The organism is Sphingopyxis sp. RIFCSPHIGHO2_12_FULL_65_19, assembly GCF_001830555.1.
Lineage (GTDB): Bacteria > Pseudomonadota > Alphaproteobacteria > Sphingomonadales > Sphingomonadaceae > Sphingopyxis.
In genome coordinates this window covers 97,017-117,011 of the sequence record NZ_MIAM01000023.1, presented here as the reverse complement: position 1 = coordinate 117,011, position 19,995 = coordinate 97,017, and the positions used below count along the sequence as shown (strand labels likewise).

General features: G+C 65.9%; 23 protein-coding genes and 1 pseudogene. 6 read left to right on the top strand and 18 right to left on the bottom strand.

The window, feature by feature from the left end; genetic code table 11:
- The 5 genes from A3E77_RS07295 to A3E77_RS07275 all read left to right on the top strand — a co-directional run.
- Window positions 1–187 (top strand): flagellar basal body rod C-terminal domain-containing protein (locus tag A3E77_RS07295; protein ID WP_293644556.1); only part of this gene is annotated, 187 nt, incomplete at its 5' end.
- Window positions 188–202: 15 nt separating this feature from the next.
- Window positions 203–1,033: a flagellin gene (locus A3E77_RS07290; RefSeq protein ID WP_293644554.1), complete on the top strand. Its 831-nt coding sequence runs from the start codon at window positions 203–205 to the stop codon at window positions 1,031–1,033.
- Between the two features lie 102 nt (window positions 1,034–1,135).
- Window positions 1,136–1,999 (top strand): flagellar motor stator protein MotA, encoded by an 864-nt coding sequence (gene motA / locus A3E77_RS07285; RefSeq protein WP_293644552.1) that lies wholly within the window; start codon window positions 1,136–1,138, stop codon window positions 1,997–1,999.
- Window positions 1,999–2,862, top strand: a complete 864-nt coding sequence (locus tag A3E77_RS07280; protein ID WP_293644550.1) for a flagellar motor protein MotB — start codon at window positions 1,999–2,001, stop codon at window positions 2,860–2,862. The genes motA and A3E77_RS07280 overlap by 1 nt, the downstream gene beginning before the upstream one ends.
- Window positions 2,863–3,041: 179 nt before the next feature.
- Window positions 3,042–4,103, top strand: coding sequence for a sigma-54 interaction domain-containing protein (locus tag A3E77_RS07275; protein WP_293644548.1), 1,062 nt, complete (start codon window positions 3,042–3,044; stop codon window positions 4,101–4,103).
- Between the two features lie 161 nt (window positions 4,104–4,264).
- Here A3E77_RS07275 and A3E77_RS07270 read toward each other — a convergent pair whose 3' ends face one another.
- The 17 genes from A3E77_RS07270 to fliE are packed head-to-tail and all read right to left on the bottom strand — an operon-like array spanning window position 4,265 to window position 17,811.
- Window positions 4,265–4,654, bottom strand: a complete 390-nt coding sequence (locus tag A3E77_RS07270) for a flagellar export chaperone FliS (protein ID WP_293644546.1) — start codon at window positions 4,652–4,654, stop codon at window positions 4,265–4,267.
- Window positions 4,655–4,665: 11 nt separating this feature from the next.
- The gene (gene fliD / locus A3E77_RS07265) at window positions 4,666–6,036 is read right to left on the bottom strand and encodes a flagellar filament capping protein FliD (protein ID WP_293644544.1); all 1,371 of its coding nucleotides are present in this window, start codon (window positions 6,034–6,036) and stop codon (window positions 4,666–4,668) included.
- A gap of 45 nt (window positions 6,037–6,081) precedes the next feature.
- Entirely contained in the window at window positions 6,082–7,221 is a 1,140-nt protein-coding gene (gene flhB, locus A3E77_RS07260) for a flagellar type III secretion system protein FlhB (protein WP_293644542.1), read from the bottom strand.
- A gap of 3 nt (window positions 7,222–7,224) precedes the next feature.
- Window positions 7,225–8,004 carry a flagellar biosynthetic protein FliR gene (gene fliR / locus A3E77_RS07255; RefSeq protein ID WP_293644540.1) on the bottom strand — a complete coding sequence of 260 codons (780 nt, stop codon included), beginning with the start codon at window positions 8,002–8,004 and terminating at the stop codon, window positions 7,225–7,227.
- 7 nt (window positions 8,005–8,011) lie between these two features.
- Window positions 8,012–8,281, bottom strand: coding sequence for a flagellar biosynthetic protein FliQ (locus A3E77_RS07250; RefSeq protein ID WP_293644538.1), 270 nt, complete (start codon window positions 8,279–8,281; stop codon window positions 8,012–8,014).
- A 4-nt stretch (window positions 8,282–8,285) separates the two neighbouring features.
- Window positions 8,286–9,056 carry a flagellar type III secretion system pore protein FliP gene (fliP, locus tag A3E77_RS07245; RefSeq protein WP_293644536.1) on the bottom strand — a complete coding sequence of 257 codons (771 nt, stop codon included), beginning with the start codon at window positions 9,054–9,056 and terminating at the stop codon, window positions 8,286–8,288.
- Window positions 9,046–9,324, bottom strand: a complete 279-nt coding sequence (locus tag A3E77_RS07240) for a flagellar biosynthetic protein FliO (RefSeq protein ID WP_293644534.1) — start codon at window positions 9,322–9,324, stop codon at window positions 9,046–9,048. Before A3E77_RS07240 ends, fliP begins: the two co-directional genes overlap by 11 nt.
- Complete coding sequence (gene fliN / locus A3E77_RS07235; RefSeq protein ID WP_293644532.1) at window positions 9,324–9,659, bottom strand: flagellar motor switch protein FliN; 336 nt, start codon at window positions 9,657–9,659, stop codon at window positions 9,324–9,326. Before fliN ends, A3E77_RS07240 begins: the two co-directional genes overlap by 1 nt.
- Window positions 9,652–10,590: a flagellar motor switch protein FliM gene (locus tag A3E77_RS07230; protein WP_293644530.1), complete on the bottom strand. Its 939-nt coding sequence runs from the start codon at window positions 10,588–10,590 to the stop codon at window positions 9,652–9,654. Before A3E77_RS07230 ends, fliN begins: the two co-directional genes overlap by 8 nt.
- A complete protein-coding gene (locus tag A3E77_RS07225; RefSeq protein WP_293644528.1) occupies window positions 10,587–11,192 on the bottom strand; it encodes a flagellar basal body-associated FliL family protein in 606 nt (201 codons plus the stop codon). The genes A3E77_RS07230 and A3E77_RS07225 overlap by 4 nt, the downstream gene beginning before the upstream one ends.
- 17 nt (window positions 11,193–11,209) lie before the next feature.
- Window positions 11,210–12,415, bottom strand: coding sequence for a flagellar hook-length control protein FliK (locus tag A3E77_RS07220; protein WP_293644526.1), 1,206 nt, complete (start codon window positions 12,413–12,415; stop codon window positions 11,210–11,212).
- Window positions 12,415–12,861, bottom strand: coding sequence for a hypothetical protein (locus A3E77_RS07215; RefSeq protein WP_293644524.1), 447 nt, complete (start codon window positions 12,859–12,861; stop codon window positions 12,415–12,417). Before A3E77_RS07215 ends, A3E77_RS07220 begins: the two co-directional genes overlap by 1 nt.
- A complete protein-coding gene (locus A3E77_RS07210) occupies window positions 12,858–14,189 on the bottom strand; it encodes a FliI/YscN family ATPase (RefSeq protein WP_293644522.1) in 1,332 nt (443 codons plus the stop codon). Before A3E77_RS07210 ends, A3E77_RS07215 begins: the two co-directional genes overlap by 4 nt.
- Window positions 14,186–14,779 (bottom strand): FliH/SctL family protein, encoded by a 594-nt coding sequence (locus A3E77_RS07205; RefSeq protein WP_293644520.1) that lies wholly within the window; start codon window positions 14,777–14,779, stop codon window positions 14,186–14,188. Before A3E77_RS07205 ends, A3E77_RS07210 begins: the two co-directional genes overlap by 4 nt.
- Window positions 14,772–15,803 (bottom strand): flagellar motor switch protein FliG, encoded by a 1,032-nt coding sequence (fliG, locus tag A3E77_RS07200; RefSeq protein ID WP_293644518.1) that lies wholly within the window; start codon window positions 15,801–15,803, stop codon window positions 14,772–14,774. The genes A3E77_RS07205 and fliG overlap by 8 nt, the downstream gene beginning before the upstream one ends.
- Window positions 15,796–17,454 carry a flagellar basal-body MS-ring/collar protein FliF gene (gene fliF / locus A3E77_RS07195; protein ID WP_293644516.1) on the bottom strand — a complete coding sequence of 553 codons (1,659 nt, stop codon included), beginning with the start codon at window positions 17,452–17,454 and terminating at the stop codon, window positions 15,796–15,798. The genes fliG and fliF overlap by 8 nt, the downstream gene beginning before the upstream one ends.
- Before the next feature lie 3 nt (window positions 17,455–17,457).
- Window positions 17,458–17,811 (bottom strand): flagellar hook-basal body complex protein FliE, encoded by a 354-nt coding sequence (fliE, locus tag A3E77_RS07190; RefSeq protein ID WP_293644514.1) that lies wholly within the window; start codon window positions 17,809–17,811, stop codon window positions 17,458–17,460.
- Between the two features lie 249 nt (window positions 17,812–18,060).
- Between fliE and A3E77_RS07185 the strand changes: the two genes are divergently transcribed.
- Window positions 18,061–18,882 carry a flagellin N-terminal helical domain-containing protein gene (locus tag A3E77_RS07185; protein ID WP_293644512.1) on the top strand — a complete coding sequence of 274 codons (822 nt, stop codon included), beginning with the start codon at window positions 18,061–18,063 and terminating at the stop codon, window positions 18,880–18,882.
- Window positions 18,883–19,389: 507 nt separating this feature from the next.
- Here the strand turns inward: A3E77_RS07185 and A3E77_RS07180 are convergent.
- A pseudogene (locus A3E77_RS07180) lies at window positions 19,390–19,995 on the bottom strand (OB-fold nucleic acid binding domain-containing protein); the annotation flags it as partial.

Genomic DNA, 19,995 nt, shown 5'->3' with positions numbered 1-19,995 from the left:
GCGCGCGCAAGATGCCGCCGCGGCGACCCGCGCCGATGCGTCGGCCGCGGCGCGCGACGGGGTCAGCCAGGTCGACCTCGACACCGAGGCCGCCGAGCTGCTTCGTTTCCAGCAAGCCTATTCGGCTGCGGCGCGCACGATCCAGGTCGCGCGCGAAACCATGCAAACATTGCTCAGCTCGCTCTAAGGAAGGGGCAGGATCATGATCAACGCCGTGGGCAATCGCATGACGCGCGAAATCGCGCGCCAAACCAAGCTCGCCGAACAGCTGGAGCGGACGCAGATCCAGATTTCCGGCGGCAAGAAGCTGCTGCGCATGTCCGACGATCCGATTGCGGCGCGCCGCATCGCGACGATCGGCACGTCGCAGGCCAGCATGACCGCCTGGTCGTCGAACATCAATTCGGCTTCGGCGCTGGTGTCGCAGGCCGATGGCGTGATGAAATCGGTCAGCGACCTCATGTCGCGGGCGCGCGAACTGACGCTCGCCGCCGCAAGCGATACGGCCAATCCTGCCGACCGCGCCACCATCGCTGCCGAACTGGGGACGATCGCGGATGAAATCGACGCGCTGGCCGCGACGCGCGATTCCAACGGTGAACCCGTTTTCACTGCGGGACCGGCGCGCGTGATGCGGTTAGATGCCGACGTCACCTTCGCCCCCGTTCCCTCGGCGGCGGACGTCTTCGTCATCGGCGGCAACAGCCTGTCGACGGGTATCCGCGACGCGGCGGCTGCGGTCGCGGCGAGCGATAAGGCGGGGATGAACGCATCGCTCGACGCTCTTGCCACCGCGATCGGCCATGTTGCCGACGAACATGCCAAGATCGGCCTGTCGGGTGGCCGGCTGGACCGCATCGGCGACGGGCTCGCGGCGCGCGGGATCACGCTGAAGGACGAGCGATCGGTGGTCGAGGATACCGACCTCGCGGTCGCGATCGCCGAGCTCAACGCGCAGGAACTGACGCTCAACGCGGCGCAGGCCGCCTTTGCGAAGATCAACCGGCAGACCTTGTTCGATATTTTGAACTGAGCGCGCTCAATATTCCGGCGCCGCTGCCGTTAATCATCAAGACGTCCCTGAATTGTCGCGTATCCGGCCGACGCGCCGGGTCCCGAATGGAGTTTGCCCCGCATGTTTCCCGCTATCGGCATCGTCGTTCTGATCCTGCTGGTGTTCGGGGGCTTTGCGCTGACCGGCGGCAACCTCGGGCCCGTCATGCACGCATTGCCGCACGAAATGCTGATCATCGGCGGTGCGGCGCTGGGGTCGCTGATCATCGGCAATTCGGGCGCCGACCTGAAAGCGCTCGCGGGCGGTCTCGCAAAGGTGTTCAAGGGGCCGCAATATAAGAAGCAGGACTATCTCGACTGCATCCTCCTCGTCTCGACACTGATGAAGATGATGCGCACCGAAGGGCCGGTTGCGGTCGAACCGCATATCGAAGACCCGCAAAACTCGACGATCTTCCAGCAATATCCCAAGCTCCTGAAGGACGATACGCTCGTTCACCTGATCTGCGACACGCTGCGCCTGGTCGTCGTGTCGTCGGGGACGCTCGACCCCCATGCGGTCGAAGAGGTGATGGACAATGCGCTCAAAAGCCACAACCACCACAGCATGAAGCCCGCCGACGGCCTACAGAGCCTGGCCGACGCGCTTCCCGCACTCGGCATCGTCGCGGCGGTGCTCGGGGTCGTGAAGACCATGGGGTCGATCGACAAGCCGCCGGCGATCCTCGGCGGCATGATCGGCTCGGCGCTCGTCGGCACCTTTCTCGGCGTGCTCCTCGCTTATGGGCTGGTCGGCCCGTTCGCGACGCGCGCCAAGACCGTGATCGAAAGCGACAACGCCATGTACCATACGGTCAAGCAACTGATCATCGCGTCGCTTCACGGCCATCCGCAACCGCTGGTGATCGAGGCCGCGCGTTCGGGCGTCGATCATGCCAACCAGCCGAGTTTCGCCGAGGTCTTTGACGGAATGCGGGGCCGCTGATGGCCGCGCGTCCCAACATGCCGCGGCCGATCATCGTCAAAAAGGTGATCCAGGAAGCGCACGGCGGCCATCATGGCGGCGCGTGGAAGGTTGCCTATGCCGACTTCGTCACCGCGATGATGGCCTTCTTCCTGTTGATGTGGCTGCTTGGCGCGACGAACGAGAAACAGCGCAAGGCGCTCGCCGACTATTTCGCGCCGACGATCGTCCAGACAAAGACCGACAGCGCCGGATCGACCGGCCTGTTCGGTGGCGATTCGCTGGTCTCTGCTGACAAATATCCGCATGGTGCCGCGCAGACCGGGACCCGTTCGATGACGATCCCGCGCGATGCGACCGGCGGTCCGCGCGAAGCGTCGGGCCGCGAGCGCGATGCCGAATCGCGAAAATTCAACCTGATCGCCCAGTCACTGAAGGACCGGATACAGGCCAGGGGCGACATCAAGCGCCTGGCGCGCAATTTGCGTTTTACCGAAACGATGGAAGGGCTGCGGATCGACGTCGTCGACGACGCCGATTTTTCGATGTTCGCGATCGGCACCAGCCAGCTCACCCCTGCCGGCGCCCGCCTGTTTGGCGAGATCGCCAAGCCGATCGCCGAGGTCGACAACCAGGTGATGATCCGCGGCCACACCGATGCGGCGCCCTGGTCGGCAAAGGCGGGGACCAATAATTGGCGCCTGTCGGTCGACCGCGCCGAGGTCACGCGCCACTATCTGGAGTTCCGCGGCATCGCGTCGGACCGCTTTTCGCGCATCGAAGGGGTCGCCGATCGCGAACCCTATGTCCCTTCCGACCGATTCGATCCGCGCAATCGGCGCATCTCGATTACTCTCGGCTGGCGAAACCCGGCGAGGAATTAGTGCCATTTTGGCAGCATGTCGGAGATGGTTAACGCAATTGCAGGCCGATTACTTCCAATATGGTAATAACCCTTTGTTTTGAATGGGTTATGCCAGTGACGATAAGATTTTGTTTACCAGTTTCGTCAATCTCTGGGTCCATCGAGAAAGCGCCGATGGGGGGCGCGGTGGAGACTGAAATGACCGTGGGGCAGAACAACAAGCTGGCGCTCGAAGCGCTGATCATCGGCACGAGCGAGGCGACATGCCGGCTGCGCGAGATGATCCGCCGGATCGCCCGCTCGAACGCTTCGGTGATGCTCTGCGGCCCGTCGGGTTCGGGCAAGGAACTCGTCGCCCGCGCCATTCACGACGAAGGCGCCCGCACCGGCCAGGCCTTTTCCGCGATCAACTGCGGCGCGATCCCCGGCGAACTGATCGAATCCGAACTTTTCGGGCATGAAAAGGGCAGCTTCACCGGCGCCCATGCCCGTCGCATCGGCCATTTTGAAGCGACCGAGGGCGGCACGCTCTTCCTCGACGAAATCGGCGACATGCGTTTCGACATGCAGGTCAAACTGCTCCGCGTGCTCGAAGACCGGACGATCGTCCGCGTCGGCAGCAGCGAGGTGAAGGCCGTCGACGTTCGCGTCATTTCGGCCACCCACCAGGATCTCGGCGCCGCGATCGCCGATGGCAAATTCCGCGAAGACCTGTTCTTCCGGCTCGGCGTGGTTGTGCTGCAGGTCCCCAGCCTTGCCAACCGCGCCGAGGATATTCCGGCACTGATCCGCCATTTCCAGCGTCAAATGCCCGCCGATGCCAAATGCCGTTTCGACGATGCGGCGATGGCTTTGCTGATGCAGCATGGCTGGCCGGGCAATGTTCGCGAACTCAGGAATTTCGTGGAACGCGCCAGCGTTCTCCATGGCGGCGAAACGCTTGGTTTCGATGATGTCGCCATGCTTTTGAACCCCACCGCAGCGCTTGCACCGCGACGGGCTGTCCCCAGCAGCCCCGTCACGGTGCAAGCCAGCGCGGACGAATTTACGGCCCCCGCCGCGCCGCTTGGCAAGACGCCTGCGCCGGGCCGCCCGATCGACCTCAAGCGCGAGATCGAAACGATCGAACTCGAACAGATCCACGTCGCGCTCGACCTGGCCGATGGCATTATTTCGGAAGCGGCGCGCCTGCTGACGCTGAAGCGCACCACGCTGATCGAAAAAATGCGCAAATATGGTGTTCACCAGCAGGCCGCCTGAACGGCTGCGAAACACGGTTTTCAGCTCTGCTGAAAAAAGGGGGCTCTGGTCCGCTCCCGCTCCGCCCGGCCGCCCGTCCCCACCTAGGGCGGCCGGGCAACCAGCCTATCATCGGCGAATGATGTCGAGCCGTTCCGCGCCAGCGGACGGCAAAGTCCAGCCTAACGCAACTGCCGCCACGCGGCACTGACGGTCGTGATCCCTTGCAGAAGGTCGGCCAGCGCCTCGGCGCTGTTTTGCGCGACCGCTTCGTCAAGCTTGCGGCGCATGCTGCGATAGACGCGCGACAAAGCCACCGCGACATCGCCGCCCTTGTCGTGATCGAGCCCGGCGTCGAGGCCGATCAGGATCGCGCGCGCGCGGTGCGCCGGTTCGGTTGCCGACACGCGTTGCCCCTGCCGGACCATCGCGCCGAGCACACCGATCGCGGTCTCCAGCTCGTCATAGAGCATCGTGACCAGCTCGACCGGGTCGGCGGCGGCCGCGCGGCTTTCTTGCTGCAATCGGCGATAAAGTCCGGTCGCCCGGACGGTCGAGGCGGTAGCGGTCACGATCGAGGCCCCTAGTCGTTACCCTGGTTGGTCCAGAGCTTTATCTGTTGTTCGAGATAGGTCTGCGTCGCCTTGAACGCGGCGAGCTTGGCATCGAGCGCGCCATATTGTTTCTCCAGCCGCGCCCGGTAGACATCCTCGCGCTCCTCGATCTTTTCCAGCTGTTCGGTGAGCGTCTTTTTGGTGTTGTCGAGCGATTTGGTCACCCGGTCGATCACCCCGTTGGTGGCGATCGCCTTGTCGCGGATCGCGTCGAGCGCGAAAGCGATTCCGGGATCGGTCGTCTCGTTATGCGTGGCATCGCGGCGTGGGTTGAACAAGGCCTCGACCGCGCCCGCGTCGGTTTCGAGCGCCTTGGTCAGCTTTGCGTTATCGACGCTGAGCAAGCCGTCCTTCGTCGTCGAAATTCCGATGTCGGTCAGCTTGTTGATGCTGCCGTGGCTCGAAATGACCTTGCCGACGAGCCCCGAAAGCTCGCGCTCCAACTCGCGCAGCGACGTCGTCGATCCCGACAGGCTCGATGCGGCCGACAGGCTTTTCTTGAGCTGGTTATAGACCGAGACAAAGTCGCCGACCGTCTGCTTGATCATGTCGAGCGGCCGGTCGGCACCGATATCGACGCCTTGTCCGGGCGCGGCTTTTTTGAGCGTGAGCGACATGCCCGATACGACGTCGTCGACAATGTTCGTCGCGCGGCTGAACGCGACCCCGTCGAGGGTGAATTCGGCGTTGGCCGCGCTTTGCCCCAATGTCATGCCGCCGCTGGTGGCAAAGGCTGCAAGGCCGGGATCGGCGCCGACATCGGCGGCGAGGGTAAAGGCGTTGGCGGTGCCCGTCGTTCCCTTCAGGATCAAGCGGTGGCCGCCTTCGTCGGCGATGATCGATGCGGTGACTCCGGCGCCGCTGGCGTTGATCGCGCTGGCAAGGCCGTCGAGGCTGTCGTTCGCCGCGTCGATCGTGATCGTCGTCGCGACGCCGCCGACGGTCAGGGTCATGGTGCCCGCGCCGATGGCCGCCGTCCGGTCGGCGACGATGCCCGAATAATTGCTCTGCGCGCGCGCCAGCTGGTTCACGACGATCGTCGCGGCAAAGCTGTCGGCTGCCAGCCCGGCCCGTGCGGTGACGCCCAGCACGCTGTCGTCAGAGACCGTTGGCGTGCTGCGCAATGTCCCGTCGCTGACCATCAGGCTCAGCGAATCGGCGAAACCTTCGAGGTCCGAACGCGCTTGCCCCAGCGCGCTGATGCGCGTCTGGTTCGCCTGTGTCAGCGTCGCCACGCGTGCGATCTTGGGTTCGCGCGACGCATTCGACAGGTCGGTGACCAGCTGTTTGGTATCGATGCCCGATCCGAAGCCCAGGGCGTTGGCGATTGAACTGACCATGGCACAATATCCTTCGGACCCCTTAACGGCGGCGGCCGAGCGATATTAAGCCGCGCGGCGCCCTTCGGGATCGAAATGATGCGAGGGCGGCACGTCGACCGCGGGCTGGGCGATGCCGTCGGCGACCGCGCGCTCCAGCTGGAAGACAAAGGCGAGCACCGTTGCGACCGCGACGAACAATTCTTCGGGGATCACGCGCCCGGCGCGCGCGGTGAAATAAATCGCACGGGTAAGCTGCGGATATTCGAGAATCGGCACATCGGCGCCGCGGGCGAGTTCGCGGATCGACAGCGCGACGTCGCCGCGCCCGCGTGCGACCACGACGGGCGCCGCATCGACGCCCGGACGGTAACGCAGCGCGACGGAGAAATGCGTCGGGTTGGTCAGGACAACGGTGGCGTCGGACACCGCCTTGCGCGCCGATCCGCTCATCATTTCATGCGCGCGCTGGCGCTGCGCCTGCTTGAGTTCGGGGGCGCCGTCGGACTGGCGCATTTCGTCTTTCACTTCCTGCTTGCTCATCATCAGGCGCTTGTTGCGCTGGAACCATTGCACCGGCACGTCGATCAGCGCGATGACGACCAGCCCGCCGGCGAGCACCAGCATCGCGTGGCCGATCGCCTGTCCGGCGAGTCCGATCGCCGCGATCAGGTCGGTGGTTGCCATCGTCATGATCGCGGGCAGGCTGCTATCGACCAGCCAATATCCGATGGTGCCGAGCAGCAGCACCTTGGCAAGCGCCTTGGCAAGTTCGGTCGCCCCCTGCATCCCGAACATCCGTTTGATCCCGCTCAGCGGATTCATCCGGTTGCCCTTGAAATGCAGCGCCTTGCCGCGCCAACCGATCGAGCCGAGCATGGCCGGGCCCGCAACCGCGGCGCCGAGCGCCAGCGCGAACAGGCTGGCGAGCGGCAACAGAATCTCGACCCCGTTGCGCATCAGCGCCTCGGCGGGCGCGAAATCGGCGATGTCGGCGGCGGTCAATGTCAGCCCGCGGCGGACGAGGTCGCCCGCCGACTGGACGAACCAGCCGCCCGCGGCGACGATCCAGCCTGCCGCGGCGAGCATCATCAGCGCCGTCGCCAGTTCGCGCGACATCAAGACATCGCCTTCGCGCGCCGAATCGGCCAGCTTCTTCGCCGTCGGCTGTTCGGTCTTCTGGTCCTTTTCGGTCGTCCCCGTCACGCGTCAGAGTCCCGCCATCATGCGCGCGGCGTCGAGAGCGTCGGACAGGATGCGCGCCGTTGCTTCGGCCATCGCGGGGGTCGCAATGCCAAGCAGCACGATCCCGGCGAGCAAGGTGGCGGGAATGCCGACCGCGAACAGGTTGAGCGCGGGGGCCGACCGGCCGATCACACCCATGATGATCTGGACCAGAATCAGTACGAAGCCGACCGGCATGGCGATCGTCAGTCCGGCCGCGAACATCAGGCTGCCGAATTGCAACAGCCCGCCGATCGCCTCGAACGAAGGAAAGGCGCCGCCGGGCGGGAGGGCGCTGTAGCTGTCCACGATGATGTCGATGAGCAGGAGATGCCCGTCGGCGGCCAGGAACAGCGCGGTTGCGAGCATCGAAAGAAACTGGCCGACCGCCGAACTCGACGCGCCGCTCAAGGGATCGACCATCGACGCGAAGCCGAGGCCCATCGCGTTGCTGATCGCTTCGCCCGCGATCAGCGCGGCGGCCAGCCCCATCTGGAGCACGAAGCCGATCGAAAGGCCGATCACCACTTCGCCGATCACGAACAGCAAGCCGGGGACAGAGACGATGCCCTCCGGCGGCAGCGCCATTCCCGACGCGGCCACCGCGGGGACCCCGACCGCGAGCGCGATCACCAGCCGCAGCTGCACGGGCACGCTGGTCGCGCCGAACACCGGCGCGGCAATGAAGGCGGCGCCGGGGCGGATCATCCCCAGCATCCACAGCTGGAGCATCGCCTCGATATTCGGGATGTCGGCGGGGTTCATCGTTGCCCTAACGAACGAGCGCCGGGATCTGTGCAAAGATTTCGCGGGTGAAGTCGGTCAGCAGCACCAGGATGCTGCCGCCGAAGATGGCGAGGCAGATCGCCGCGACGATCAGCTTGGGCACAAAGGTCAGTGTCTGTTCGTTGATCGAGGTGGCCGCCTGTACCATGCCGAGCAGCACGCCGATAATGAGCACGGGCAGCAGCAGCGGTGCCGAGGCGAGCGCCAGAATCCACAGCGACTGCTGCGCCACCCCGATGAAATAATCGGCCTCCATGTCGCTATCCTACAAAGGAAGATGCGAGCGAGCCCATCGTCAGCGCCCAGCCGTCGACCAGCACGAAGAGCAGCAACTTGAACGGCATCGATATGATCGTCGGCGACAACATCATCATGCCAAGCGACATCAGCGCCGACGCGACGATCAGGTCGATGACGAGGAAGGGCAGGAAGATGAGGAAGCCGATCTGGAAAGCGGTCTTGAGTTCGCTGGTGACAAAGGCGGGGAGCAGGATCGAGAAAGGCACGTCCTTCGGGCTGGCATAGGTCGGCGCCTTCGCGATCTTGGCGAACATCATCAGGTCGGTCTTGCGTGTCTGTTTCATCATGAAACCGTGGAGCGCGTCGCCCGAACGCGACACGGCTTCGCCGATGTCGATCTGTTCCTGGCCGTAGGGTTCGATCGCGACCCGGTTCACTTCGCTGATCACCGGCTGCATCACGAACAGCGACAGGAAAAGGCTGAGGCCCACGAGCACCTGGTTGGGCGGCGTCTGTTGCAGCCCCAGCGCATGGCGCAGGATAGAGAGCACGATGATGATGCGCGTGAAGCTGGTCATCATCAGGAGCAACGACGGCAGCACCGTCAACAAGCTCATCAGGACGAGGATCTGGAGCGACAGGCTCAGGGGGCGGCCGTCGCCGCCGATCTCTGTCACCGCACGGTTCAGCCCGTCGGTGGCCTGGGCATAAGCGGCGGGCGCGGCACAAAGCAGCGCGGCACCGCCGGCGAGCGCCGCGGCGCGCAGCCAGAAACGGCGATCAGTCTGCATGGAAGTCGCCCTGGCCGTCATCGGCGATGCGGGTGATGCCGCTCCGCGACACCGCCACCAGGATCCGCTGCCCGGCAAATTCGATCACCGCCAGCTTCGATCCGGGACCGAGCGGCAGCACGTCGACCATTTCGACCGCGCGCGCCTTTGCGCCGCCGCCCATCAAGGGCACGCCCATCTGGACGCGCTTCCACAGCCACAGGCTGCCCCACGCCATGCCGCCGACGATCGGCAACAGGATCAGCAGGCGGAGGATATATTCGAGCATCAGGCCCTCCGCTCAAAGCCTTCGAGGCCGCGTGCCGGCGCGACGACTTCGGCGACCTGGATGCCATAGCGGCCGTCGATGCTGACGATCTCGCCCTTCGCGATGAGCGTGCCGTTCGCGTAGATGTCGAGCAGATCGGTCGCCGCTCGGTCGAGTTCGATCACGCTGCCCTCGTCGATCGACAGCAGCTCTGCGAGGGTCATCGACGTCGATCCCACCTCCACCGACACGCGCAGCGAAACGCCGGCGAGCAGGTCGAAATTGGGGGCGGCGGCGATCGACTTGTCACGCCGGTCGGCGCGAGCCGCCTTCGGGGCGTCGCTGATATCAGTCATGGTCCGGTCCTTTTTCGATATGGTCGATCATGATGGCGGCATTGCCATTGGCTTCGCCGATGCTGCCGAACGCAAAGCTGCGTCCGGCCACGGTCACCGGCACATGGCGCGGCATGGTGAGCGGGATGATGTCGCCGACTTCCAGCGCGAGCAGTTTGACGAGGCTGATTTCGGGGCGCGCGAGCACCGAGCGCACCGGCATGCGCACGTCGCGCAAGGCCTTGTCGAGCGCGCCCGACCACAGCGGATCGGCGGTGCTGGCGCTGTGCGTTTCGGGAAGCAGTTCGGCCCCGACGACACCGCGCAGCGCGGCGACGGGATAGGCGCAGACAATCGTCCGGCCCTCGAACGGGGCGCCGCGCAGCACGAAACGCTGGACGAGCATGTCGTCGTCGGCGCGCACCGCGGCAAGTTTCGCGGGATCGCCGGTGACGCAATCAAGTTCGGGTTCGAGCCCCAGCTTGTCGCGCCAGGCGGAGGCGAGTTGCAACCCCATGTCGCGGCCCAGGCGGGCTGCGAAGCGTTCTTCGGCATCGGTCAGTTCTTCGCGTTCGCCCGCGAGCTTGCCTTTGCCGCCATAAAAGATGTCGACGAGTTGCAGGATCAGCGGCCGCGCGGCAGCGAGCAGCACCGGACCTTTCAACGGCGGCGCATGATAGCGCCAGAAGATCGCCGGGGCGGCCGACGCGCTCCATTCGCCGAAGCTGGTCTGTTCGGACCCCGCGCGTTCGACCTGGATCGCCGGCGCGCCGAGGGCGCGGAGAAGGTCGCGCAAGCTGCGCGCAAACTGGGTCGCGACGCTTTCGAGCGCGGGAAAGGCATAGCCGTCGGCGGCCTTGCGCAGCAGCAGCGACGCCTTGGCATCGGCCGGTTCGGCCACCGGCGCGGCAGGCGCCTCGATGGCCCTTACCGATTTTGTACGGACGGTCACTGGATTACCAGGCTCGTGAAATAAACATTGTCGATCCCCCCGAATCCCTCCTTGTCGCGCAACACGTCGTTGATCGCGGCGGTCAGCTGACGCTGTAGCCGTTGTTTCCCCTGTGACGTGGCGAGCAAGGACGGGTCCTGTTCGGCGAGCACCATAAGCACAACCGAGCGGATCGGCACGGCCTGGCGTTTGATATTATTGATAACCTTGCCGTCATAAAAGGTGGAAAGGCTGATACCGACCTGCAAAAATCCCGATCCGTCGGCCAGGTTCGTCGTGAAGGCGTCGGTGATCGGATAATAGGTGATTTCATATTTGCGCGGGTCGACCTTGAATTTGTCGTTCGGGACCGACACCGTGCCGACCTTGGGCGGCGCTTCCTTGTCCTCGCCTTCGGCGGCGGGCGCCTCTTCTTCGGTGCTGCGCTCGACCAGCTTCGGATAATGATCCTCGGGCTTGGCCTCGTGCGCCGACAGCGCCCCGAAATAGATGCCGGCACCGGCGCCGGCGCCGATCAGCGCGACGGCCGCGACGCCGATCATCAGCAACTTCTTGAACTTGCCCTTCTTCTTGGGCTCGGCTTCGACTTTATCCTTGCTCATGGTCGGACCCTTTCTGATCAGGCAAAGCGGCCGCGGCGGTCGGCGGCGCGCTCATCGCTATCGGCCGCCGCGCGCGTTTCGGCGCGCTCGGCCGCGGTTTCTATAAGGTGGGTGGTATCGGGGGTGCCCGCGCGGCCCTGACCCTGGCCGGGCGACTGGCGCCCGGTCTCGCCGGGGGTGCAGGTCACTTCGGCGCCCGCGACGCGCACGCCCTGCTGGCGCAGCTCGTCGACAAGCCGCCCTTGCGCGGCGGTCACGATCGTCGCGGTCGCTTCATGGTGCGTATCCATTTTCAGCGACAGACCTTCATCGCTCATCTGCATGGCGACATCGAGACGGCCGAGGTGGCGCGGCATCAGGCGAAAGCTGACGTCGCCGCCGTCCGATTTGGTCGCGGCAATGTCCCGCGCCAGCTGGTCGATCCAGGCGCTGTCGCTGTCCATGTCGAGCACGCGTTCGGCGATCAGCGCCGGGGCGCTGGTATCGAAGGGTGCGGCGGACGTAAGAGCGGCGGGCTGGGCGAACAGGATGGTCATCGAAGGCGTGTCGGCGGTTTTCGTGACGGGCGCGTCGGCAGAAGCCACCGCTATCACCGCGCTGGTCGGGCGCGAAGCGGCCGGAGCGGCAGGGATGTCGGCGGCAAGCGCTTCGGGCGCCATGTTCGGCGTGGCGGCAACGGTTGCCGCCGGTTTGGCAGTCTCAGGCTTGGCGCGCCCCTCGATATCCGGAACCACCGCGGCGATGATTGCCGCCCAATTTGCGGCCGCGGGCGCCGTCGGCGTCTCGTCCGCTTTCGTGGTTTCAGGCGTCGGGCTGGTTCCAGTTGCCGCCGGCCTTCCGGCTTTGGACGCTTGGGCGGGGTCGGCGCCACCGAGCGCGACAAGCAGCGTCGCAGCGAGCGCGGCGGCATCGGCCGGTTCGGATTTTGTCGCCGCGGGCTTGACCACAACGGCGACCGTGTCCGGCGCGATGTCGACGGGCAGCTCGCCGGCCTCGGCTTCGGCCGCCAGCATCGCATCGGCTTTGACGATCGTCGTCTCACTCGGCTGCGTCAGCGCGGCCGCGGCCGCGATCGGCGCCGCCGTCAGCGGGGTCGCGGCGAGCAGCTGGCCGAAACCGGCGCCTTCGCCGCTGCCGTCGGGAACTTGGCCGATATTTGCCAGAAACGCCGCGAAGCCCGCGGGCATCGCGGCCTGCGGCGCGGGGAGGGAAGGAGCGCCCATCATGCCGCGCCCCCCTCGATCAGGCGCAGCCGCATGCCCGTCCGGGCGCGGTGCGGCCGGTTGGCGTCGCTGCGGCGTTCCTGTTCGGCCTCCGCCGATTTGCGGCTGCGTTCGTAGAGGCGGACCGCCGATTCCTCCTTCACCATCGCGCTTTGCGCGCGCACCCCCATCTCGTCGCGGCGCTGGCTCGCGCCCGCCAGCGGTGCGGCCAGGCTTTCCTGCGCGATGTCGAGCCGCATGGCGAGCTCGCCGATCGTGTTGAGCGCGCGGCCGGCAACCGCGCCCTTCGCCATCGCTAGGTCGACGCGCAGCGTTTCGAGCCGTTTGGCGAGCTCGACGAGGTTCGCGAGTTCGCCATTGGCGCGCGCCAGATTGGCTTCTGCCTGCTGATGTTCGACGGTGCGCACGCGGATGATACGTTTGCGGCGTGCGGTGCGGGCGTTCATGCGGAATATCCTTCAATCAGGGCTTGGCGGGAAATATCGAAATCGACCTGCGCCTTGGCGGGCTGCGACACAAAGGCCAGTTGGTCGGCATGGCGGGCGATGGCTTCGTCGAGCACGGGGTCGCCGCCGGCGACATAGGCGCCCATCAGCATCAGGTCGCGATTCTCTTCATAGGCGGACCAGAGCTGGCGAAAGCGGGCGGCGGCGGCGGCATGGTCGGGGTCGACCGAATCGACCATCGTGCGCGACAGCGACCGCGCGACGTCGATCGCGGGATAGACGCCCTGTTCGGCCAGCTGGCGCGACAGGATGATATGACCGTCGACGATCGCGCGGGCGCTGTCGACGACGGGATCGTCGATGTCGCCGCCGTCGGCCAGCACGGTGTAAAGCGCGGTGATCGACCCGCCGGTTTCGCGGTCGATGCCCGCGCGTTCGCACAAAGAGGGGATCAGCGCGAAGACCGAGGGCGGATAACCCTTCATCGTCGGCGGTTCGCCCAGCGTCAGTCCGATCTCGCGCTGCGCATGGGCGACGCGGGTCAGGCTGTCGATCAGCAGAAGCACCTTCTTGCCTTCGGCGCGAAAGGCTTCGGCGATTGCGGTCGCGCGCATCGCGGCGCGCAGGCGGAGCAGCGGCGGATGGTCGGCGGGGACCGCGACGACGACCGATTTCTTGCGCACGTCGGGGGGCAGCTTGGTTTCGACGAAATCGCTGACTTCACGGCTGCGCTCGCCGATCAGGCCGACGACGATGACGTCGCATTCGGTGCCCGCGATCATCTGGCCCATCAGCACCGACTTGCCGACACCCGACCCCGCGATGATCGCGACGCGCTGGCCTTCGCCGACGGTGAGCAGGCCGTTGATCGCGCGCACGCCCATGTTCAGCGCGCGGGTGACGCGGCCGCGACGCAGCGGGTTGACCTTGCGCCCCGCCAGCGGCCACTGGAACTGCGACTTGATCGGCGGACGGCCGTCCAGCGGGTTGCCCTGGGCGTCCATGATCCGGCCGAGCAGCGTCTTGCCGACGGCAACCATGCTCGACGCGCCATGCGGTTCGACGGGCGCGCCGGTGACGAGCGGCTTGTTGGTGTCAAAAGGCAGGACGAGGCTGCGGTGGCCGCGAAAGCCGACGACCTCGCCATAAACATAGTCGTTGTCCGCCGATCGGATACGCACATTGCTGCCCAGCGGCATCGGGAAGCCCGATACTTCGAGCATGATCCCCTCGTGCGAGACGAGCGTGCCGATACGGCGCGGGCTGGCGTGTGCCAGGTCGACGGGATCAAGCAACTGCTGTGCGGACAGGGCGAGGCGGCGGGTCATGCGGCTTCGCTTTCGCCGAGCGCGGCGCGCAGTTCCTCAAGATAGACCGCGCGGCCATGTTCGATCCAGCCGGTCGAGGTTTCGAGGCGGACGGTACCGCGCATCATCGCGGCGTCGCTTTCGATCGCCAGCGTCAACGGGCAATCGGCAAGCAGCGCGGCGTCGTCGGGATGGACCCACAGGGTGCGTGCCCTGTCGGCGTCGGCGACCATCGCCGCGGCGATCTCTGCCTGCGCCTGTAGCCAGTCGGCGTCGATCGGCGCCGCGGCGACGATCTGGCGCACCAGCCGTTCGACGGTCTCGGCGATCAGTTGCGCCAGTTCTTCGCTCGGTTCGTCCTGCAACGCTTCGGCACCGGCGAGCAAGGCGAGCAGCTGGTGCCGCTCGGCGACGAAGGCGGCTTCGGCAAGCCGCTGGCCCTCTGCAAGGCCGCGTGCGAACGGATCGTCGGCATCGACGGGGCTTTCGGGAGCGATTTCGGCCTCGCGCACGCCGGCGACGAAGGACAGCGGGCGAAAACCGCTGCTGCGCGCCATGGCGTCGGCCAGCGTGACGGGTGCAAAGCCGGTTTCCGCGGTGCGATCAGACATAGTCGTCGCCCCCGCCCGCAATCATGATTTCGCCGGCCGCTGCCATCTGGCGCACGATCTGCATCACGCTCTTTTGCGCGTCGTCGACGTCGGCGCGTTTGACCATCGTCATTTCGGCCATTTCGTCGCGGATCGTTTCGGCGGCACGCTGCGACATGGTGGCAAGGCACATGTCGACCATCTCGTCGTCGGCACCCTTGAGCGCGATCGCGAGCTGGGCGGCATCGACCGAGCGCAGCACGCTGCTGAGGCTCTTCTTGTCGAGGTCGCGCAGGTTTTCAAAGATGAACATCTCTTCCTCGATCGCCTGGGCGAGGATGCGGTCGTGTTTCTTGAGCGAGCGGAGCGTGCGTTCGGAGAGCTGTTTCGGCATCTTCTTCATGATCTTCGCGACGTCGCTCGGGCCGCCGATCGCCTGCTTGGCAACGCGCTGGCCGTCGACATTGGCGCTTGCCAGCACCGATTCGAGATCTTCGATCGCGGCGGCGGGAACCGAGGTCAGCTGCGCGGCGCGAAGCACGAGGTCCGCCTGGAGGATTTCGTCGAGCGTCTCGATCGCGCGCGCCGCGACGTCGGGAACGAGCACCGACAGGATCAGCGCGCCGACCTGCGGATGTTCGCTGCCGAGCAGCGCGCTGATCGCATCGACATCCATCCAGCGCAGCATTTCGAGCGACGCCGCACTCCGCTGGGGCGCGACGGCAGCCAGGATATTGTCGGCGCGGACATTGCCGACGGCTTCGTTGATCACGGTGCGGATGCGCGTGTCGGCGCCGATCGCCAGCGCGCTGACGTCGCGGCTGCGCGTCACGAAGCGGTCGAGCGCCTGCCCGATCTGCTGTTCGCTGGCATTGGCGGTGTCGAACATCGATTTCGCGAGCTGGCGGACCTCTTCGGGGGCGAGCTGCTTCAGGATTGTGGCGGCTTCGCTTTCGTCGAGCAGCATCAACAGGATGGCGGCGGCGGACGACCCGTCGATTGCGGGGGTTGCGGCGACTGTGTCCATTTCGGCGGCGTCAGGCACGGGCGCCCTCCTGCATCAGGTGGCGGACGACGAGCGCGGCGCGCGCCGAATCCTGGCGGACAAAGGCGCGGACAAGGTTGGCGCGCGTTTCATAGCTTGGCGCCTGTTCGATCATTTCGAGCGTGATTTCGCGGCCACCCTGTCCATTGGCGAGGGCGGGGCGATCGGTCGCGGCGAGCAGCGACGCCTCGAGCGCCTGATTCTGTTCGGCGCGCTTGGCGGCGCGCTCCTTGGCGGCGCGGATCATCGGGCGGCCGATGAACAGGAAGGCGAGCAAGGCCGCGAGGATGGCACCGACCTGCTGGACCAGCGGCATGAACCAGCCCTGGTCGTAAAAAGCGGGCGCGCTGTCCTCGACCTTCGCAAAGGGGCGCTGGTTGATCGCGACCAGGTCGCCGCGCGTCGCGTCATAACCGATCGCACCCTTGACCAGCGCGTCGATCTTGGTGAGGTCGGCCTGGGTCAGCGCCTTCTTGCCCTGGTTGAGCGCGACGGCGACCGAGACACGGCGCAGCTTGCCCTGCGGGGAATGGGTTACCGAAATCTCGCGCCCGACTTCATAGGCGCGCGCGGCATTTTCATTGCTTTCGGTGCCGGGTGCCGGGGGCGCGCCGGCGGGGACCGGCTGCGGTCCGGTCGCGGCGATGGTCGTCGCCTGCGGCGGCTGGTTCGACAGCGCGCCGGGGATGCCGACGGCGGGGGCGTTGCTTGTCCCGCTGGTCGAGCGGGTGATCTGTTCGCTGGTCAGCGCGCGGTCGTTTTCGGGGAAGCTTTCGCGCGTCGCCTGGCTTTCCGACATATCGACGTCGGCATGGACCTCGACGGTGTAATTGCCGGCGCCGAGCATCGGGCCGAGCAGCGTGTCGAGCGCGCGGCGGAACCGATCCTCGACCTGAAGCTGGAGCTGGAAGGCCTTCATGTCGCTGCCGCTCGCCGTGTCCGACAGCAGCGCGCCGCGCTGGTCGATCACCGACACCTGATCGGCGTTCATGCCGGGGATCGACGAAGCGACAAGGAAACGGATCGCCTGCACCTGGCCGTCGGAAAGCGAGCGGCCGTTCTGGAGCGTCAGCATGACTGATGCGGTCGCGGGTTTGTCTTCGCGGACGAACAGGCTGGGTTCGGCGGCGGCGACATGGACGCGCGCGCTCTTGACCGCGTCGATCGTCTCGATCGTTCGCGACAGGTCGGCTTCGCGGGCCGAACGCAGCGCTTCGCCTTCGATCGCGCGGCTCGACCCCATGGGCAGCGCGGCGATCAGGCTGTCGCCGCTGGGCGCGGCTTTCGGCAGGCCCTGCCCGGCGAGCGCGATACGCGCCGCGTGGAGCTTGCTGGCGTCGACGGTCAGCGCGCCGGTGGTGGGGTCGATGCTGTGTGCGATGCCCTGCGTTTGCAGCGCGTCGGCGACCGCGGCCTTGTCACTGTCGTCGAGTCCCGCGAACAGCTGGGCCTGCGGGGCGGTCTGCATGGTGAAATAGGCCAGCGCGGCGATACCGATCGCCGAGGTCATCGCGATTGCGGGCAGCGCGCGCTGTACGGCGGGCTGGCGCATGAATCCGGTCAACGGGGCGAGGCGGCCGCCAAGGACGGGGGCGGGGAGGCGGTTCGCGGACCCGTCGTCAACGGGGGTCAGAATTTGAGTTTCGGCCATGGGTTACACCGGCATGTTCATGATGTCGCGATACGCGGACAGCAGCTTGTTGCGCACTTGCAGGGTGGTCTCGAAGCCGAGCGAGGCTTTTTGCCGCTCGATCATCACGCTGACGATGTCGTGCGTGTCGCCGCGTTCATAGGCTTCGCTGATCGAGCTTGCCTTGGCCTGCTGGGCGTTGACCTGTTGCAGCGCATTGTTGATCGCGGCGCCGAAATCGGGCGTCCCGCCGGCGCCGTCGACGCCGCCCTCAGCCCCGCCGATCCCGCCGCGGCCGGCGGCGCGTTGCAGGGCCTGGTTTTGATTGAGGATCGAACTGCGCATTTGCAGCAGTCGGCTCGGGTCAATCGTGCTCATTGCTTTTCATCCGTCCTTTGCGCGGCGCTGCGCCGCACGCACCAAAGAAGAATGCAAAGCTCGTGCCAGAAATATTATTTACGTATTTTCATGCACTTGAACGATCAAGATGCTGCCCGTCGGCCGCTTTCGGCATTTTTTTGACGCACCGACTTAATCGCCCCCGCTGCCCGCCGTTACTGCTTTCCGTGACCGCTCCTCGAGCCCTCACATAACGGGAATGGCCGTCGAGGCCGGAAAGGAACAAAGATGACTGTCATCAACACCAATGTGAGCGCGCTTCGCGCCCAGAACAATTCGCGGGTCGCAGGCCAAATGCAGTCGCAGGCGATGGAACGCCTGTCGAGCGGCAAGCGCATCAACGCTGCGAAGGACGATGCCGCCGGCCTCGCCATCGCAACCCGCATGGAAGCCGCATCGCGCGGTTTCACCCAGGCCGTTCGCAACGCCAATGACGGAATTTCGCTCGCCCAGACCGCCGATAGCGCCGCGGGCAGCATCTCCGACATCCTCATCCGGATGCGCGAACTTGCGATGCAGGCCTCGAACGGCACGCTGAGCGACGACGACCGCGCGCTGGTGCAGGAAGAAGTCGGCGCGCTGATTTCGCAGATCGGCGACATCACGACGCAGACCACGTTCAACGGCAACCAGCTGATCGACGGCAGCGTCGCCACCGGCTTCGACATCCAGACCGGCATCAACGATACCGAAGTCGTGAACATCACGGTCGCCAGCCTGTCGGCGACGGGTCTGGGCGTCAACGCGGTTTCGGTCGCGACCGCTGCGGGCGCCACGGGCGCACTCGCAACGATCGACGATGCGATCACCATCGTCGCCGAAGAACGCGCCAACCTCGGTGCGCAGCAGAACCGTCTGACCTCGGCTGTCGATAATTTGACGTCGCGTGTCACCAACCTGGACGAAGCGAAGTCGCGCATCGAAGACGCCGATTTCTCGGTCGAATCGACGAACCTCGCGGCCGCCGGCATCCTGGCACAGGCATCGACCGCGATGCTCGCCCAGGCGAACCAGAGCTCGCAGGGCGTGATGAACCTGCTCCGCGGCTAAAATCCGCGAACAGTTTCAGGCTATATTCGGTTGGTCCCTTAGATAGCCTGATCCGATGCCCCGGCCCCCACAGCCGGGGCATCATTTTTGTGCGATCGGCGGGTGCCGACCGGAAGCTGCGTTCTCCTTCATCGTCACCCCGGATCAAGTCCGGGATGACGAACAAGGGAACGTCTCCTCACGACCCCAAAGCCAACGCCGCCGTCAAATAATCCTTTCCTACATTATCCGGCCGTGCCAGCCTTTGGCCCGGCTCGTTCATTTGGTGGATAACGGCGGTCGCCGTCCGACTTAAGGGTGCGGGTACGGCGGGGCGTGTCGGGCATGTCCGGCGCACCGCGACCTGCGGATCGGGCGATGCACAGGGCTGAACTTTCCTGAACTTTGGAATATGGCGCGGTCCTCGCGCCGACCGGGTCCGCGGTCGGATCGGGATCGCGAAGAAGGCACGCCACCCCAATGCCGCTGCGTCGGCCCACCCCATGCCGCGTGGCGGGTTCGTCCACCTCAGTGAAAATCGCGCGACTTGGGCAGGATGCGGACGTTGCGCGGGTGGCCGTGCTGCGCCGCATAACCGCGCGGCAGTTGTGGGTGCGCGACCTCGTCGGCGCGGCACAGGTCGGGGCGTATTTCGCGTCCGTCGCCCAGCGCGTCGAGCATTTCGGTGCGGTCGGTGATCCGCGTCGCCATCAGGTGGATGACACCCTCCTTGCTCCGCTGCACCTCGCCCTCGGCGAGCATCAGCCGCGACGCCATGACAGCGCGGCGATACCGTTCAAAATGGCGCGCCCACAGCAGGATGTTGACGATCCCGCCCTCGTCCTCGATCGTGATGAAGATCGCATTGCCCTTGCCCGGCCGCTGGCGGACCAGCACGATACCTGCGGTGCGGACGATCGACCCGTTTTTTGCCGCCGCGACCTGGGCGGCGCTCAGCACCCCTTCGCGCTCGAAATCGCGGCGCAGGAACGCCATCGGATGACCTTTCAGCGACAGCCGCGTCGTCTGATAGTCGGTGAGAACCTGTTCGACGAGCGGCGTGGGCGGCAGCTGCGCATCCTCTTCGGGGCCCAACTCGTCGCTTTCGGCCGCCTCGAACAGCGGCAGCACGCC

Coding starts and splice junctions, on each gene's coding strand:
- fliR (WP_293644540.1), bottom strand. CDS start 8,004: ATGAACCCCGCCGACATCCCGAATATCGAGGCGATGCTCCAGCTGTGG.
- fliD (WP_293644544.1), bottom strand. CDS start 6,036: ATGGTCAGTTCAATCGCCAACGCCCTGGGCTTCGGATCGGGCATCGAT.
- A3E77_RS07210 (WP_293644522.1), bottom strand. CDS start 14,189: ATGACCCGCCGCCTCGCCCTGTCCGCACAGCAGTTGCTTGATCCCGTC.
- fliF (WP_293644516.1), bottom strand. CDS start 17,454: ATGGCCGAAACTCAAATTCTGACCCCCGTTGACGACGGGTCCGCGAAC.
- A3E77_RS07225 (WP_293644528.1), bottom strand. CDS start 11,192: ATGAGCAAGGATAAAGTCGAAGCCGAGCCCAAGAAGAAGGGCAAGTTC.
- A3E77_RS07185 (WP_293644512.1), top strand. CDS start 18,061: ATGACTGTCATCAACACCAATGTGAGCGCGCTTCGCGCCCAGAACAAT.
- A3E77_RS07240 (WP_293644534.1), bottom strand. CDS start 9,324: ATGCTCGAATATATCCTCCGCCTGCTGATCCTGTTGCCGATCGTCGGC.
- fliP (WP_293644536.1), bottom strand. CDS start 9,056: ATGCAGACTGATCGCCGTTTCTGGCTGCGCGCCGCGGCGCTCGCCGGC.
- A3E77_RS07290 (WP_293644554.1), top strand. CDS start 203: ATGATCAACGCCGTGGGCAATCGCATGACGCGCGAAATCGCGCGCCAA.
- A3E77_RS07220 (WP_293644526.1), bottom strand. CDS start 12,415: ATGGGCGCTCCTTCCCTCCCCGCGCCGCAGGCCGCGATGCCCGCGGGC.
- A3E77_RS07280 (WP_293644550.1), top strand. CDS start 1,999: ATGGCCGCGCGTCCCAACATGCCGCGGCCGATCATCGTCAAAAAGGTG.
- A3E77_RS07205 (WP_293644520.1), bottom strand. CDS start 14,779: ATGTCTGATCGCACCGCGGAAACCGGCTTTGCACCCGTCACGCTGGCC.
- motA (WP_293644552.1), top strand. CDS start 1,136: ATGTTTCCCGCTATCGGCATCGTCGTTCTGATCCTGCTGGTGTTCGGG.
- fliN (WP_293644532.1), bottom strand. CDS start 9,659: ATGACTGATATCAGCGACGCCCCGAAGGCGGCTCGCGCCGACCGGCGT.
- A3E77_RS07250 (WP_293644538.1), bottom strand. CDS start 8,281: ATGGAGGCCGATTATTTCATCGGGGTGGCGCAGCAGTCGCTGTGGATT.
- fliE (WP_293644514.1), bottom strand. CDS start 17,811: ATGAGCACGATTGACCCGAGCCGACTGCTGCAAATGCGCAGTTCGATC.
- A3E77_RS07275 (WP_293644548.1), top strand. CDS start 3,042: ATGACCGTGGGGCAGAACAACAAGCTGGCGCTCGAAGCGCTGATCATC.
- A3E77_RS07215 (WP_293644524.1), bottom strand. CDS start 12,861: ATGAACGCCCGCACCGCACGCCGCAAACGTATCATCCGCGTGCGCACC.